Genomic DNA, 16,503 nt, shown 5'->3' with positions numbered 1-16,503 from the left:
GCCGGAAGCGGGAACGCGCCGGCAAGGAGGTATACCGAACTTGAGTCAGAAATGGCGGCAGTGGAACAAGGCTGCGGTAAAAGGATTGTGGATTCTGGTAATCCTCGGCATCGTGGCGTCTCTGCCGGTTGCGTACGACCGCATCCGGACGGAAGGCACGTCCAAGAACGTGGAAATGATCTTCGATTACCGGGATTTGATTCAGGTCTCGACGTATCAGGGCAATCCGAACTCTTTTATCGACGAGCAGCTCGATGTATTGAAGGAAGCTGGCATCAACACGATGTCCGTCTATGAAGCGACGTTGACGGAGCTGTCCAATGCCAGACGGATCACGGTATACAGCGAACAGGATGCGGCGCGTCTGACCGGCAAAGTGCTGACGGCCAACGAGAATGCTACATATCTGCTGTTTACGGATGCAAAAAGCCAGGCGGAGATCGAACCGATTATCCGCAAGGCGTTCGCAAGCCAGGAGATCGCGGTCGAGGACTGGGAGCTGAACGGACGCGCCGGCCTCAAGATTGCGACCCCGGTGCAGAATGCCGTGCTCAAAAAGATGGAACCGGACCCGATCTCCATGCAGCTGCTGGATGCCAAAGGCTTTCACCTGCTGCCGCGTCTGGGCAACAGCTCGATCTACGACCAGGAAGAACTGGCTTCGCTGCTGGACCGCTTCAAAGCCATGGGCGTCGATCGCGTCTTGTTCGACGGCGAAGAAGTACCGGGCTACGCGGAAGAGCCGGACGAACGCCATCTGGAAGACTTCGCGCAGCTGCTGAACGAACGCGGAATCGGCATCGCCGCGATCGAGAATCTCAAAGGGGAGCAGCGCGGCTTCCAGACGGTCGCCAAGCTGACCAATTATAACGTCGCCCGCCTGTACTCGCTCAGCGGCCGCGACTCGGCGCTCGACCCGGACATTATCGCCGACCGGTTCGCGCTGGCCGCGAAAGACCGCAATATCCGCATGATGTTTATTCATACGGCGGTGCAGACGAATACGATCGAAGGCAAAGTTTCCGATACGATCGAAAACATCGTCGACAGTTTGCAGGGACCGGAAGACGGAAGCTTCGAAGGCGCGATGCAGCGCATCGAGAATTACGGCTTCGAGTTCGGACCGGCTTCGCAGTTCGAAGTGGCCGAGATGGCCGGACAGAACTATTTCCGCTGGGTGGCGATTCTCGGAGCGGTCGCTCTGATCTCGATTCTCGTCTCGATCTTCGTGCCGCCGCTGACGCTGCTGGCGTTTATTCTGGGCATCGTCGGCGCGGCCGGATTGTACGTGCTGCGTCCGCATATTATGGAGCAGGCGCTGGCGCTGTTCGCCGCGATCAGCGCGCCGTCCATCGCGATGGTGTTCGCGATTCGCAAGATCGACCGCTTGTACGACCTCGGCCAGCAGATGAGCGTCGGCCGTCGAATCGTGCACGGCATCCTGCTGTTCCTCCGCACAAGCGCCATGTCGCTGATGGCGGTGCCGTTTATGATTGCGCTGCTGAACCGAGTCACCTACCAACTGGTGCTGGAGCAGTTCCGCGGCGTCAGCCTGCTGCATCTCGCGCCGATTGCGCTGACCGCGCTGTACGTGCTCTTTTACCGTAAAAACGCGGCGTTCGGCAGTGTCGGCAGGATTCTGCGCATGCCGGTTACCGTCGCAATGGTGATTATCGTCGCGGTCGTCGGCGTCGTCGGCATGTACTACCTGTCGCGGACCGGCAACAGCGGCAGCGCGACCGGACTGGAGAAGACGTTCCGCACCCTGCTTGAAAACACGGTCGGCGTGCGTCCGCGCTTCAAGGAATTCCTGCTCGGCCACCCGATCTTTATTGCCGGCGTATTCGTCGCGCTGAAGTACCGTCACGCGATCTATGTCATGGTCATCGCGTCGATCGGCCAGCTGTCGATCGTCGATACTTTTGCGCATATCCATACGCCGGTCTGGATCTCGCTCGTTCGCGACCTGCTCGGCATGGGCCTGGGCATTATCGTCGGACTGGTCTTCATCCTGGTATGGCAAATCATCGAAAGGTGTTGGAGAAAATGGTCGCCGCTGCTCGTAAAATTGTAATCTCGGGCTATTACGGCTTCCGCAACAGCGGAGACGAGGCGGTGCTCAAGTCGATCCTGACCGCGCTGGAGCAGGAGGGCAAACGCGCCGGCGTCGCTTTCGAGCCGATCGTGCTGTCCGGCGATCCTTCCTGGACGTCGGGCATCTACGGCGTGAAGGCGGTGCACCGGATGCGGATGAACGAGGTGCGTCAGGCGCTCAAGGAAAGCGACGGCTTGATCAGCGGCGGGGGAAGTCTGCTGCAGGACGCCACGAGCCCCAAAACGATTCCTTATTATGTCGGCGTTATTCGTCTGGCCCAGTGGATGGGCAAACCGGTGTTTATCTACGCTCAAGGCGTGGGACCGGTCAACCGCAAAATGTTCTATCCGCTGATTCACGGCGCGTTCAAACGCAGCCATTATATCTCGGTGCGCGATCAGGAGTCGGCGGAACTGCTTCGTTCGATGAAAATGGACGGCGGCCGGATCCAGGTGGTGCCCGATCCGGTCATGGGCATGCCGCTGCCGGCGGGAGCCGCGTCGAAATTTCCGGCCGAGAAACCCGACGGGCTGCCGAAGATCGGCGTCTCGGTCCGCTTCTGGAACGACGAACGGACCGAGCTTGCCGGCATCGCCGACGGACTGCGCCAGCTGGCGCAGCGCCGCGAAGTAAACTTCTGCTTCCTGCCGTTCCATCTGCCGGACGACGAAGAAGCGACGAATTATGTGATCGAGCGGATGGGCGACGTCAAATCGCTCGGCTCGAAGATTACCAAACGACAGACGGAAGACCCGCAGTCGATGCTGCTGGAAGTGGGGCGCTGCTCGGCGCTGGTCGGCATGCGGCTGCACAGCCTGATCTACGCGGCGCAGCAGCGGGTGCCGGTCGCCGGCATCTCGTACGATCCCAAGATCGACAATTTCCTCGCGCAGCTGGACGTCAAAGCGATCGGGTCGAGCGACCGGATGCAGCCCGAACGGCTGTGCGAGGAACTGGAACGGCTGCTGGACGGCGCGGAAGCGTGGAAAGCGCATCGCGAACCCATGATTGCGGAGCTGCAGCGCGAGGCGGCCAAGCCCGCGCGCGCGATCGCCGATTATTTTGCGAGCAAAGGATGATCGAAGCCTATGAGTCAAACCCATACTGAAAGCGGACTTGGCAAGATTCCCGTTACATCCATACTGGGCGTCAACGTTTCGAAGCTGAATATGGCCGATACCGTACGCGCGCTGGAAGGCGCCGTCGCTTCCGGGCGTCCGCACCAGATCATCACGGCCAATCCGATCATGATCATGGCGGCGCTGGATAGCGAAGACAATATGCGCGCCATGCGCGAAGCGGAACTGATCGTGCCGGACGGCGCCGGCGTCGTCTGGGCGGCCGAGGAATTCGGCGATCCGGTCGCCGAGCGCGTAGCGGGATTCGATCTGCTGCATCAACTGATGAAGCGCGGAGAAGAGCTGGGCTGGTCGGCTTATCTGCTCGGCGCGGCCGAAGAAGTGGTTCAGGAAGCGGCCGACCGGTTACAGAAACAATATCCGAAGGTCCGAATCGCCGGTGTCCGCAACGGATATTTCGGCGAGTCGGAAAATGCGCGGATCGTCGCCGATATTCGCGCGGCGAAGCCGGACCTGCTGTTTGTCGCGCGCGACGCGAAGACCCAGGAACCTTGGATTGCCAAGTACAAGCAGGAGCTCGGGGTTCCGGTGATTATGGGCGTGGGCGGAAGCTTCGACGTGATCTCCGGCAAGACCAAGCGCGCTCCGGCAGTGATGCAGAAAATGAAGCTGGAATGGTTCTACCGGCTGGCCAAAGAACCGACGCGGCTGCCGCGCATGATGGCGCTGCCGCAGTTTATGCGAGCCGTCAAGAAAGCAAAAAAAGCTTAATAGCTTGCACAAAAAGCGTAAAAAGCATGAAATAAATGGATATTTACAGCAAAATCCGTTGATTCAGGCTGGTATTCGACCGCGGAGCGGGGTATAATATTCCCGGTTGAACGACAATTGGAGGTTTGAGACAATCATGCTTATCGTCTATCTGATCGGTTTCGTCCTGTCTCTCGGATTGGCCCTCGGCTTGACGCCGCTCGTGAAGCGGTTTGCCGTCAAGGTCGGAGCGGTGGACGTACCGAACGCCCGTAAAGTGCATACGCGCATCATGCCGCGGCTCGGCGGACTCGGAATTTTTCTGGCTTTCGCCATCTCGCTGATCGCGGTCATGCCGTTCCTTCCGTTCGAACTGGCGGAACGAGACGGGAATTTCATCAAGGCCTTCCTGACCGGCGGCATCATTATCGTGCTGACCGGCGCCCTGGACGACCGCTTCGACCTGAACGCCAAACTGAAGTTTCTGATTCAGACCGGCGCGGCCTGCGTCGTCGTATTCGGCTTCGGCATCAAAGTGGATTTTGTAAACGTGCCTTTTATGGATGCTTATTCTTCGCTTGAAAACTGGATCGCGATTCCGCTGACCATCTTCTGGATCGTCGGCGTCACGAACGCGGTCAACCTGATCGACGGATTGGACGGCCTGGCGGCCGGCGTATCCGGAATCGCCATCGGCACCATCCTCGTGATGGCGCTGATCAACGGCAATCTGCTCGTCGCGCTGCTGTGTTTGCTGCTGCTGGGGGGAATCGTCGGATTCCTGTTCTTCAATTTCCATCCGGCGAAGATCTTCATGGGCGACACCGGTTCGCTGTTCCTGGGGTTCAGCCTGGCGATGCTGTCGCTGCTCGGCTTCAAGCAGATCGCGATCCTGTCCTTCATTACGCCGCTGATCATTATCGGCGTGCCGCTGTCGGATACGTTCTTCGCGATCGTGCGCCGCAAGCTCCAGAAGAAACCGATCTTCGCGCCCGACAAGGGCCACCTGCACCACTGCCTGCGCGAACTCGGCTTCAGCCACCGCCAGACGGTGCTGATTATTTACGGAATCGCCGCTTTCTTCGGCGTACTGGCCGTTATTCAATCCGCCTCGGCGATGTTCGAAGCGAACTGGGTCACCTTTGTCGTGATCTGCGTCATGATGTTCTTCATGCAAATCGGCGCGGAGATTATCGGACTTGTCGGCCAGACCAAGCGTCCGGTGCTGCATTTGCTGTCGCGCCTGCGCGTCAACAAAGCGGACGACCGCGCCAAGCCCTGATCGGCGTTCGACGCCGCCAGTCCTCTTAATAGAAGAATCCCCTTTTTGTCCCTATGGATAAAAAGGGGATTTTTTTATTCATAAAAAAAGGGGTTTTTATAACATATCGATACAGAGGGGCCGATAAAAAGAATAACGACGTGCAAGCAGGAAGCGAGGGAGATCCATTGCAGGCAAGCAACAATAAGACGACCCCTTCGGGGAGTACGTCCAAAAGGGGAGCTGTACAAGTGAGTAAATCCGGCATGAAGCCGCTGTTGAGCTTGATGATGGCGGTTATCTTGATCTTTACGGTGCTGCCGGTATTTCCGGCGCAGGCGGCAACCGCGGGAACGCTGAAAATTACGAACCTGAGCGACAAACCGGGTTCTCCGACCAGCAGCGCAACGGGTAAAATCGATATTATCGGGACTTACCAGGACGTCAATGTTTCTTCGATTACTTATGTGATCGAATCGATCGTAGGCAGCACCGTCGTAGGTTCGAGCAGCGGCGGCGATATGCAGCCGGACACAAGCGACGGCAAGACGTTCAAGTTCTATCAAGTCAGCGTCAAATCCGGCACAAGCCGCGTTACGGTCAAAGGGACCACAACCAGCGGCCAGGAAGTGACTTCGGTCGGTTACGTCAGCTTTATCGACGCGCCGAATATTTCTTCCGTTAAAGTAGGCTCCGATTCGACGCAGGAAGGCGTGCCTTACGTCGTTTCTTCGGAAACGCCTTCGATCACGGTCGAAGCGCCGAACGCCGTTACCGTAACACTCAACGGGAACCCGATGTTCAGCGGGGGCGCGGGCATTTTCTTCTCCACGCCGACTCTGTCCCAGGGCTCCAACACGCTGACGTTTGTAGCCAGCTCCGCAACCAGCACCTACGCGGAAACGCGGACACTCGTCTACTATAATAACAATGCCCAAATGTACAATGTGAAGATCGGTTCGACGGCGATCGATCCGGATTCGACGATCAGCACCAAACCGAGCGGCGCCATTACCGGTCAGGTCGTCGTAGCCGTGCCGGCCAGCGGAACATCGGCCGATTCGCTCGACGCGCAGATCTCGCTCAGCCAGAGCGCAGACAACTCCAGCGTCAAGGTCGGCGCATTCAACGAACTGCCGATCAAGCTGACCAACAAGAAAACGATCAGTTCGTCGCTCGTTTCTTACAGCTTTACAACCGGCTCCAAATCGGTGCCTACACTCGCTTCAGGAGCGTACGCGCTGGATCTGTTCGTCGTCGATACCAACCAGTACGCGGCCAGCGTGAAATTCAAAGTGCGCGGCCAGGACGACAACTACATCAAGAACATTTACCAGCTTTATGGAACGCAGTTCGACGATACGGCCAAAACGCTGAGCGCATACAGCAGCAAGACGCCGTTTGAAGTCGGAGCCGCCACTTATGTATCCGTGCCCGAGCTGCCGCTCTGGCTGGCTGTCGAAGTGGGAGGCACCAACGGCGGAGACGTCACGATCAAATCCGACGACGCCGCGATTCCGGCTATTGCTTCTTACACTGACAAAAGCGGAACAAGTTATAAGATCTTCCAGATCAGCAAGCTGAAAAGCGGCGAACAAACGCTGACTTTCGCTTACGGAACAGATTCCGTTTCGGTTCCGATCAACTATCAGTCCGCTCCGTACATTCAGGTGACCAACCTGTATAACGAGCAGGTATTTACCGCCTCCACCGCTGTCAAATCGGTACAGGGCCGTCTGATCAACTTTACCGACGACAGCAGCGTAATCAAGATCGAGTACGGCGGCCGTACCACAACGGTTACGTCGAGCAATGGAGTGTTCCAACTGGACGTGGCTGACTTTGCGCTCGATCTGGCGCCGGGCGCCAATACGCTCAAACTGTCCGGCACGGCTAACGGCAAAGCGGTCACGACTTCGTTGACGCTGTACCTGATCGAAGACGAAAGCATCCTGATCGAGAACTTCCATCCGCTGCCTGTCGGCTCGGACAAAACGGATAACTCGGTCTTCGTTCCGGGCGACAACGCCGACCAGTATACAACGAACGAACTGTCCATGGATGCCGAATTCACCATTACGCCGGCAGATACGGCCGATGAAATCATCGTTCGCCTGGACGGCAACAAGAAAGAAACCCGCTTGACCCGTTCGGGCGCGGCATGGAGCCAGGCGACGGGCGAACTGAAGCTCGGGCCCAAAGCCAATACGACCAACGGCTTCCTGCTGCAGGATCTGGCGCTGCCGACGACCGGCGACCTGAAAGTTACGGTTTACGTGCGCAAAGGCACTTCCACGACTTCGAAAACGCTGACGGTAACGCGCGAACTGCGTCCGTACACGATTCTGTCTCCGAAGCTGCCCAACGAGAGCGTGATTACGCAGAACTTCCTCGATGTAAGCATCCAGTCCGAGGGAGCCAGCAGCATTACGGTCGGCAAGCAGGTATTGGATAAAGGCGATCTGGATATTTTCCGCGGCCGCCTGACTGCGCTCAAAGCCGGCAAGAATACGATCAAGTTTACGATTGTTACGGGAAGCAAGAAAACAACCGGTTCGTTTGTCGTCAACTATTCGCAGGAAATCGTGCAGGGTTCCCAGTACAGCGCGGCTATGCCTTCGGGCGGCAGCTTGAAGCTGTTCAAAGGCGATCTGCAAATCAAGATTCCGAAAGGCACGGTACTGCGCGAAGTCAATCCGACCCCGGGCAGCGAATCTCCGACAATCAGCCTGTTCGACAACCAGCAGCTGCTGGTGGGCATCGCGAATCAACAGGACGGAAGAACGATTAAGATGTACAACCAGGTCGGAGTAAGCGACGGTCAGGGCGGATACCGCGACGGTCAGTTGAAACTGCTCGATTCCAACGGTACGATGATCAGCCGTCTGACGCCTAAGCCGCACTTCGGTTACGCTTCGGATCTGTATTGGACGGATGCCGGTTACTTCACTTCCACGGCAACCAGCGACGATTACAAAACGGTTCCGGGCAACCAGCCTTACGCAAGCCCGGGCTTCGAAAGCCGTTCTTCCAAGCAGTGGCTGGAACTGACGCAAACCGGCACGATCACCATCAAATACGATCCTTCGCTCGTCAACGCTTCCGCCGGCAACCTCGGCATCTGGAGACTGAACGGCAACGAATGGGTCAACCTGGGCGGAACGGTCAACAAATCCGCCAAAACGATTACAGCGCCGTTCGACGGATTCGGTTACTACGCCGTATTCGGCCTGCGCTACAGCTACGGCGACGTGATCGCCGCCGCGGCGACGCGCGAAGACACGGAAATGATGCTGTCCAGAGGCGTGATGAAAGCCAAAGACGCGAATGAATTCGGCGTGAACGAAGTCATCACCCGCGGCGAATTCGCGACGATGCTGGTCAGAATGCTGAATATTCCGCTCGATTACGACGAAGACATCACCAAGCGTACGTTCGACGACGTCGGTCCGGTCATCAATCAGTATATGGACTATCGTTATATCGAAACGGCGGTGCGCAAAGGCATTATCCGCGGTACGGGGCCGAGAGTGTTCATGCCTTACAACACGCTCAGCCGCGAAGACGCGACCGTTATGATCGCCAGAGCGATGAACCTCAAGCTGACGGACAACGACAAAGCGGAAACCGCGCTTGAAAAATCGTTTACCGACGGCGGTTCGATCAACAGCAGCTATGCGGGCGCGGTGCTGGCGGTAACCAAAGCCAAGATTATCAACGGCAAAGCCAACAAACTCGCCGAAGGCGAGAAGAAGGCGACGTATCGTTTCGATCCGAAAGCAACCTTTACACGGGCCGAAGCCGCCGATATCGCGGTCGCCATCATGACCAAGATGAAGACTCTGTAAGGACGAAATTTTCGAATAACCGCAACAAATAGATGAAGGAAGACGTCTCTATAACGGAGGCGTCTTCTTCATTTTTCCGCTTTTCAAGCATTTTGTTCCATTTATCTAAAATCGTTTTTGTATTTCGGAGCGATTTACGCTAAAATAGCGGAATAACAATACTTATCTGTGAGGGTGAAGAGAAGTACAATGAAACCGATCAAGTCGAAAGCTCAGATTGATTATATGAAAGCCAAAACGAAGTTCGAAGAACGTTCCAAAGTACTGGAGGAGCGTGTAGCCGAAGAACAGAAGACTCAGGAAGTCGAACAGGAACTGATGGAGCAGCTCGTCGTCGAGACCGGCTTCCACGAAGCGTTCAACGATCTGGCCGAAGCGGAGAACGAATTGATCTCCTGGTCGCATTCGACCATCAAGCACGACAAGACCTACAAAGACAATAAACAGCCGATCGACGAAATGTACGAGAAGCTCGATTACGATCCGCAGATGCGGGCGAGAGTCATCCAGCTGGCGCTGCGTATTCGTTAAAGGCATAACAGGCTGGGAATGCCGAAAATTCGGTGCTTCCAGCCTGTTTACTTGATCGGATATCGGTTTAAGTAAAGAAGTGGACAGGCGCTGCGCCTGCCATTTTCCCGCCTTGATAAAAGTTGCAAAAAAAGATTTAAAAAAAGTTTTAAAACCTCGCAACTTTTTTGTAACCTTCCGCGTCTAAGTCAATGAGTATCAAAACAAGCCGCTTATGCGCCTCGTTTTCCATACAATGGAGTAAATTCCGTAAAGTTGTTCATGTTTGTGCGAAAATGGACTTTACGGGTGTTACCGACCAATGTATAATACGGGAAGCGGGATTGGGTGTCCCTTGTTTTTGTGCTTACTTATCTCGTCTCAACTGTCTAACAAGTTTCTGTGATACCCGTCACAGACCTCATTTATACTTACCAAATGCTCGACTCTGGAAAGGGGGTGCAATCAGCTAATGAGTAACATGAGCGAACGCGAACCAATTACAGACAAAAAAATCTCTATTGAACTCCAAGGAGGAGAACAAAAAGGTATGAAGAAAATTGTAACTCTGGCCCTCTCCACGGCTATGGCTCTTTCGATGTTCGCTTCGGTGTCGTCCGCTGCAACAATGACGACTCAACAAAAATACGACGCTCTGGCAGCCCAAAAGATTTTTGAAGGCTACCCGAACGGCGAAACTCTGCTCGACAAGCAACTGACTCGCGCAGAATTCGCAAAAGTACTGGCTCTGCTGACTGGTCTGGATACTCCAGCGACTAGCACGAACTCGTACCAAGACAAGAACTACAGCTCGAAAGCATGGTACCAACCGTATGTAGAAGCTGTAACTAAAGCCGGCTACATGCAAGGTACGTCGACTGGCGCGAAGAAACTCTTCAGCCCTAACGACAAAATCACAGTTCAAGAAATCGCAGCCACTCTGGTGCGCGCAGCTAAACTGGACGTTCCTACTACAGGAATCAACAACGACGCCGCAGCTTGGGCTAAAGGCGAAGTACAAGCAGCAATCAACGCTGGTCTTGTAAGTGCCAATGCGAACTTCAAAGCAGCTGCTACACGCGGTCTGCTGGTAGACACAGCTTACGCTTACCTGAACGCTACTAAGCAGCCTACAGTTGCTTCGTACGTTGTAGAAAACAATGGCGGACGCGTTGTCTTCACACTGTCGAACGGTGAAAAAGTGACTGTGGACCTGAAAACTCCACTGGTAGCTAACACAGCTACAAACGTTACTTTCACTTACGATGGCCGTGAGTACACGCACAGCGTAACTTACGCTGTAACGACTGCTACTCAAGTTCAAGGCGTAGCCGCTTCGAACCTGAAAGAAGTTGAAGTAACATTCAACGGTACAGTAGACGAAGCTACGGCTACTGACGTAACGAACTACAGCTTCAGCGGTGGCGACATCGACTCCGCAGTCGTTGTAAACGGCAACGTTGTTCGTCTGACTCTGGCAGACGGCGACGAAATGGACAACCAAGAGTCCTACACGCTGACCGTTACTGGCGTTAAGGCTGGTTCCGCTACAATCAACTCCAGCGCAATCACGTTCCGTCCTCTGGACAACGTACTGCCGACTGTGAGCGCAGTAACAGGTCTGGGAACGAAAGCTGTTAAAGTAACGTTCTCCGAGCCGGTTCGCAACGTTAACTCCGGCAACTTCACGCTGGACGGCGCTGCATTCAACGGTTCTGTGACTGAAGGTGCAACTTCGCGCGAGTACATCCTGCGTCCTTACACTGCATTCACGACTGGCACACACAGCCTGGTTTCCTCGCTGGTTGAAGACTATAACGGTCTGAGATCGCTGAGCGCAACTAACGAATTTACAGTCGCTGTAGACGCTACGGCTCCTACTGCAACTGAAATTCAAGGCACGCTGGAACGCGTAGTTGTAACATTCAGCGAAGAAATCGATCCTAGCACTGTAGTGCAAAATGATTTCTACTGGCTGAACGGTTCGACTAAAGTGTACAGCACTGGCGTTAACCAAATCGCTGGTAACAAATACGAAGTATGGTTCGCAGGTGATTCGCGTCTGCCAGCTTCGACAACTTCGCTGTACATCGACAGCGTAAGCGACTTCTCCGGTAACGCAAACACTGTGAAGCAGTACACTGTAAATGCTTCGGTTGACCAAACTCGTCCGGAAGTTTCGAGTGTAACTAACAATAGCGATGGAACAGTAACTGTACGCTTCAACAAAGCAGTTAATGTTGAGCGCGGCGACTTCACAGTAACGAACTCGAGCGGTACTGTTCAAGCAATCCGTTCTGTAACCGCAGGTACTGCAGCTAACTCTTACGTCATCACATTCTACACTAAGCCGGTTGCAGGTACTTACACTCTGGCTGTGAAAGACGTACAAGATACGACTGCTCTGAAAAACACAATCGCTCCTTACTCGACTACATTCACTGTAGGCGATACAGCTAGACCTAAATTCGAAGGTATCGTAGCTAATGCTGCTGACAGAACGGTTACAGTATCGTTCAGTAAGCCAATGGATCCTGCTACACTGACGGATCGTAACAACTACGCCCTGAGCTTCTCTTCGAATGGTACTGAAGAAGGATCGAACTTCATGGCATTGCCTTCGAGCGTAACTCTGCGTACAACTGATAACAACAGATCGGTAGTACTCCAGTTCCCTACTCGTATCAATGGCGCAGAAGTGACTTTCCCAACTTCGACTGCTTCTAACGCAACAGGCACAGTACGTCAACTGACAGTAACGGGTGTTAAAGATGCTTCCGGAAACATTCTGGAAAACTACTCGACTGGTAACCAACGTATTGCTGTAGCTAACGGTAAAGCTGTAAGTGCAGTACAAACAGGTGTTAGAACTATTGAAGTGACATTTGGTCAGGGTATCCAAAGAGTAGCAGCAAGTGACTTCTCGATCCCTAACTATACGATCACTTCGGCACAAATCAGTTCTTCGGACAGCAAAGTTGTTACGCTGACTACTTCGACTGATCTGCCTACAAATGTTACTAACCTGAACTTGACAGTTAGAGCTAATAACCAAATCAGAACTGTCGCTGGTACTTCTGTAGATGCAAGCACACAAAACATCACTACTACTGATAAAGTAGCTCCAGTAATCAGCGTAACTGGAAATACTCTGGTAAGAAACAATGATGTTATCACAGTTCCATTCAGTGAAGCTCTTGTTTCGCCGGCAGAAGGTAATGATGCACAACGTGCAGCAATTTTCGCTAACGATTTCACTGTAATCAACCTGTCGAACAATGCTAAACTTACTGCAGGAACTGACTACTATGTTCGTTATGCAGCTGGAGCCAATGATGCACAAGGTAATCCTACTGTAAACCGTTCGACTCTGGAAATTGTAATTACACAACGTCCGGTTGCTCGTGAATATTCTGTACAAATTGTCAATGATGCTCGCTACCTCCAAGATGCTGCAGGCAACTTGGTAAAAGCGTCGGCACTGTACACAACTTCTTTGAACACTGATACTACAGCTCCTACGTTGAGTGCTACAAATGGTACGGGAACTAATGCACCAGCGGTAGTCAATAACTCGGTAGTACGTGGACCAGTTGTTATTACTTCGCCTGATGCAGATACAACTTCGGTTACTCTGAAGAGAGATGGCGTAACTGTAGAAGATTACCAACTGGGCAAATCGATTTCGACGAATGGAGTTTACACAGCTTCTGTAACTGACTCGAGTGGTAACGTCAGCACAGTGCTTAACTTCACAATCGATAGCCAAGCTCCTGAGTTTGGTAACATCACAGCTACAGGAACTCAAATCAATGTTCCAGTAAGCGATGCTAACCTGGATCTGACTGATGGAGAAACTATCAACGGTTTCACTGTTACTAATGGAACAACTCCAGTAACTGGCACACTGGTTGCGAAATTTGTTGCAACTGCTCCTACTACTAGTGGCGCTCCTGTAACAGCAGGTGTGATCCAGCTTACACTTACTGGTACTGGCGCTTCCTTCGGAAGCAACGGTCAAAGTGTACGAGTAGTATACGATCGTGCAACTACAGGCGCAGGCGCTGTAGCAGACAAAGCAGGAAACGTTCCTGCTCTGGATACTGATGTAACAATCGTTACTCAGTAATCTCTTTCAAGTTACTCTTCATTAACTAAATGTTGAGTATAAAAAGAGCCTCCCAAGGTGGGAGGCTCTTTTGTTTATGAAAAAATAGTAATTGTTTGACACCCCCTCCCTCCATCAGTTAAAATTACAACCGAGGATGGAACACAGGCCTTTTCCCGCCGGGAGAAGGTTCGTTTTTTGTATAAGGGAAATACTGAACAGTGGAAACTCAGGGAGGTACACGCTTATGTCGCTTCAAGGACGGCGTTTGTTTACGTCCGAGTCCGTAACGGAAGGTCATCCGGATAAGATCTGTGACCAGATCTCCGATGCGGTGCTTGACGCTTTTCTCGCGGAAGATCCGAATGCTCGGGTTGCCTGCGAAGTTGCGGTTGCTACGGGCCTGGTGCTCGTGATCGGGGAAATCAGTACCAAATCGGAGTACGTCGATATTCCGGCTATCGTGCGTCAGACGCTCAAAGAGATCGGCTATACCCGCGCCAAATACGGGTTCGATTACAATACATGCGCGGTGCTGACTTCGCTCAACGAGCAGTCGGCGGATATCGCGCAGGGCGTCAACGCCGCGCTGGAGACTCGCGATCCGGAGCAGGTGAAGCTGGAAACGGAAAATATCGGCGCCGGCGACCAGGGGCTGATGTTCGGTTTCGCGTCCAACGAGACGCCGGAACTGATGCCGCTGCCGATCGCGCTGTCGCACCGCATCGCCCGCCGCCTGGCGGAAGTGCGTAAAGACGGCACGCTGGAATATCTGCGTCCTGACGGCAAGACGCAGGTTACGATCGAATACGACGGCGACCAGCCGGTCCGTGTCGATACGATCGTCGTCTCGACCCAGCACGCCGAAGAGATCACGCTGGAGCAAATTCAGCGGGATATCAAAGAGCATGTGATCTTGAACGTGGTTCCGGCCGAGCTGCTGGACGACGAAACCAAATACTTTATCAACCCGACGGGCCGCTTCGTTATCGGCGGACCGCAGGGCGATGCCGGACTGACCGGCCGCAAGATTATCGTCGATACGTACGGCGGCTACGCCCGTCACGGCGGCGGCGCGTTCTCGGGCAAAGACCCGACCAAGGTCGACCGTTCCGCGGCTTACGCGGCGCGCTACGTGGCGAAGAACCTCGTTGCGGCGGGACTCGCGGACAAATGCGAGATTCAGCTCGCTTACGCGATCGGAGTAGCCAATCCGGTATCGATCAGCGTCGATACCTATGGCACGGGCCATGTCAGCGAAGAAACGCTGGTCAACCTGGTGCGCGAGAACTTCGACCTGCGTCCAACCGGCATTATCCGTATGCTGGATCTGCGCCGCCCGATCTACAGACAAACGGCGGCTTACGGCCACTTCGGCCGTACCGACCTGGATCTGCCTTGGGAACGCACGGACAAAGCGGACGAACTGAAAGCACAGGCGGGTCTGTAACCGGTATCCGCATATCAGGTAAGGAAAGAGGCTCTGCATCCGTGCAGAGCCTCTTCTTAATTTATAGCGAAAGCATAAGGGATTCGATGATATAATAAAGAAAAACCTCGACGGAAGGTGAACCTCGTGGAACTGCTCGATCCCCTTCGCAGAATCGAATCGGCCTGAACTGGAAGAAATTATTCTACTTAATACCTTACACGGATAAGGATGCGCCTTATGAGAAGCAGTCCATCCTGGATATCCGGGCTCGGACAGTCGAAGGCGAACTTATCAACGTTGAAATGCAGCTGTTCAATAAAGACGATATGGCGAAGCGGACTCTGTTTTATTGGGGCAAACAGTATACCGGCCAGATGGAAGAAGGTTCCCGTTACCACTCGTTAAAGCGGTGCGTCAATATCAACATTCTGAATTACGCGTTTCTGCTAAACGACCGGTATCATAATGTGTTTCGTTTGAGAGAAGAGCACACCGGAATTCCGCTCAGCGACGATATCGAGATTCATTTTCTGGAGCTGCCCAAGCTTGACGAACAAAATGTTCCTCTTGAAAAAGGCGGATTGGTTAACTGGCTGCTGTTTCTGAAAGGATCGGCGATTCTTCAATGGGAGGTGCTGGAGATGAACGAACCGAAACTGAAAAAGGCGATGACAACGCTGGAATTTCTTAGCCAGGACCGCGAAGCGCGTCAGATTTACGAAGACCGGCAGAAGTTTCTGCGGGATCAGGCGTCTGCGCTGGATCATGCGAAGTATACGGGAATAGAAGAAGGCATGCAGCAAGGCATAGAAAAAGGTATAGAGCAAGGTATAGAGCAAGGCATCGAGCAAGGTAGAGAAGAAGGAATAGTGGGAGTAGCGCTGCAAATGCTGCAAATAGGTATGTCTGATGCCGTAATCATGCAGGTAACAGGAATAAAAGAATCGGAAATCAAAAGACTAAAAACAGGTCTGTGATTTCGTTGAAACTTTATTCAGGAGTTGAAAGCGATGAGTGAAGCGAATCCGGGAAAAGTCATGACTACCAGAGAATTTCTGAAGCTGGATCGCGAAGCCAAGCAGCGGGAAGAAGACCGGAAGAAATTTTTTCGGGATCAGGCTTCGGCATGGGCTTATGCGAAACGTATTGGCCGGGAAGAGGCGCGTAAAGAGATTCTGTTCAGCATCGTGCCAAACATGCTGCGAATGGGCCTGAGTGTTGCCGTAATCGCACAGGCCACAGGAATGACGGAATCGGAAATCGAACGAATCAAACATAATAAAGAATGATACAAGATAGCCCGGCTGGCTGCGCCGGGCTATTTTTCGCGCCAACCTCCCCGGCCTGCGGGAAGAGGTCCGGCATCGCCGAGCCGGAACCTTTTCCCGCGCCCTCCAAGCTCCCGCTGACGTCCCGTGCT

The 16,503-nt window shown here is 53.7% G+C and carries 9 protein-coding genes and 1 pseudogene; all 10 read left to right on the top strand.

The window, feature by feature from the left end; translation table 11 throughout:
- Positions 1-40 precede the first annotated feature (40 nt).
- Positions 41-2,074, top strand: a complete 2,034-nt coding sequence (locus QWJ34_RS20230; RefSeq protein WP_302730652.1) for a DUF5693 family protein — start codon at positions 41-43, stop codon at positions 2,072-2,074.
- Complete coding sequence (gene csaB / locus QWJ34_RS20225; protein ID WP_302730650.1) at positions 2,047-3,174, top strand: polysaccharide pyruvyl transferase CsaB; 1,128 nt, start codon at positions 2,047-2,049, stop codon at positions 3,172-3,174. The genes QWJ34_RS20230 and csaB overlap by 28 nt, the downstream gene beginning before the upstream one ends.
- A 9-nt stretch (positions 3,175-3,183) precedes the next feature.
- Complete coding sequence (locus QWJ34_RS20220) at positions 3,184-3,945, top strand: WecB/TagA/CpsF family glycosyltransferase (protein WP_302730648.1); 762 nt, start codon at positions 3,184-3,186, stop codon at positions 3,943-3,945.
- A gap of 136 nt (positions 3,946-4,081) precedes the next feature.
- Positions 4,082-5,206, top strand: a complete 1,125-nt coding sequence (locus QWJ34_RS20215) for a glycosyltransferase family 4 protein (protein WP_302730646.1) — start codon at positions 4,082-4,084, stop codon at positions 5,204-5,206.
- 230 nt (positions 5,207-5,436) lie between these two features.
- Complete coding sequence (locus QWJ34_RS20210; protein ID WP_302730644.1) at positions 5,437-9,033, top strand: S-layer homology domain-containing protein; 3,597 nt, start codon at positions 5,437-5,439, stop codon at positions 9,031-9,033.
- A gap of 189 nt (positions 9,034-9,222) precedes the next feature.
- Complete coding sequence (locus QWJ34_RS20205) at positions 9,223-9,564, top strand: hypothetical protein (protein WP_302730643.1); 342 nt, start codon at positions 9,223-9,225, stop codon at positions 9,562-9,564.
- A 451-nt stretch (positions 9,565-10,015) separates the two neighbouring features.
- Complete coding sequence (locus QWJ34_RS20200; protein ID WP_302730642.1) at positions 10,016-13,672, top strand: S-layer homology domain-containing protein; 3,657 nt, start codon at positions 10,016-10,018, stop codon at positions 13,670-13,672.
- 226 nt (positions 13,673-13,898) lie between these two features.
- The gene (metK, locus tag QWJ34_RS20195; protein WP_302730641.1) at positions 13,899-15,101 is read left to right on the top strand and encodes a methionine adenosyltransferase; all 1,203 of its coding nucleotides are present in this window, start codon (positions 13,899-13,901) and stop codon (positions 15,099-15,101) included.
- A gap of 163 nt (positions 15,102-15,264) precedes the next feature.
- Positions 15,265-16,060, top strand: a pseudogene (locus tag QWJ34_RS20190) (Rpn family recombination-promoting nuclease/putative transposase); the annotation flags it as partial.
- Positions 16,061-16,093: 33 nt separating this feature from the next.
- Entirely contained in the window at positions 16,094-16,372 is a 279-nt protein-coding gene (locus QWJ34_RS20185; RefSeq protein ID WP_302730640.1) for a hypothetical protein, read from the top strand.
- The last annotated feature ends 131 nt before the right edge of the window (positions 16,373-16,503 follow it).

Source organism: Saccharibacillus sp. CPCC 101409 (assembly GCF_030518235.1).
Taxonomy (GTDB): domain Bacteria; phylum Bacillota; class Bacilli; order Paenibacillales; family Paenibacillaceae; genus Saccharibacillus.
Note: the sequence above shows the minus strand (reverse complement) of the source record. Positions and strands in the feature narration are given on the sequence as shown.

Bases quoted from the DNA above. Each gene is read 5' to 3' on its own strand.
- metK (WP_302730641.1), top strand. From the start codon at position 13,899: ATGTCGCTTCAAGGACGGCGTTTGTTTACGTCCGAGTCCGTAACGGAA.
- QWJ34_RS20200 (WP_302730642.1), top strand. From the start codon at position 10,016: ATGAGTAACATGAGCGAACGCGAACCAATTACAGACAAAAAAATCTCT.
- QWJ34_RS20185 (WP_302730640.1), top strand. From the start codon at position 16,094: ATGAGTGAAGCGAATCCGGGAAAAGTCATGACTACCAGAGAATTTCTG.
- QWJ34_RS20215 (WP_302730646.1), top strand. From the start codon at position 4,082: ATGCTTATCGTCTATCTGATCGGTTTCGTCCTGTCTCTCGGATTGGCC.
- csaB (WP_302730650.1), top strand. From the start codon at position 2,047: ATGGTCGCCGCTGCTCGTAAAATTGTAATCTCGGGCTATTACGGCTTC.
- QWJ34_RS20220 (WP_302730648.1), top strand. From the start codon at position 3,184: ATGAGTCAAACCCATACTGAAAGCGGACTTGGCAAGATTCCCGTTACA.
- QWJ34_RS20205 (WP_302730643.1), top strand. From the start codon at position 9,223: ATGAAACCGATCAAGTCGAAAGCTCAGATTGATTATATGAAAGCCAAA.